This window comes from Vibrio sp. 10N.222.52.B7, assembly GCF_041474275.1.
GTDB classification, from domain to species: Bacteria; Pseudomonadota; Gammaproteobacteria; order Enterobacterales; family Vibrionaceae; genus Vibrio; species Vibrio crassostreae_C.
The window spans coordinates 1-253 of sequence record NZ_JBFRTU010000331.1 but is presented as its reverse complement, the minus strand read 5'-3'; the positions used below and the strand labels follow the sequence as shown (position 1 = coordinate 253).

The following is a 253-nucleotide window of genomic DNA, read 5'->3' as shown; positions in this document are numbered from 1 at the left end:
AGATAATCGACGAAAGGTCGAGACTGCCGCTTTACAGGAAGCGGTAGTTCGCTTGCATACCGAAGAAGTGTGCACTGTTATCATAAGCGCCTTGAACATTGATAACTTGCCCCTTCGAGTAATTAAGCTCAGGCTCGTCCAGATCAATGTAATCGTAGTAAGCGCGCAGTTCCCAGTTCTTATTGAGCGCATAGGTGGCACCGGCGCCAATACGTTTGGTTTCGCCTACAGGAAGATCCATATATTGATGAGT

The 253-nt window shown here is 47.4% G+C and carries 1 pseudogene; it reads right to left on the bottom strand.

Going from position 1 to position 253, the window contains the following annotated elements:
* Positions 1 to 31 precede the first annotated feature (31 nt).
* Positions 32 to 253, bottom strand: a pseudogene (locus AB4512_RS23075) (hypothetical protein); the annotation flags it as partial.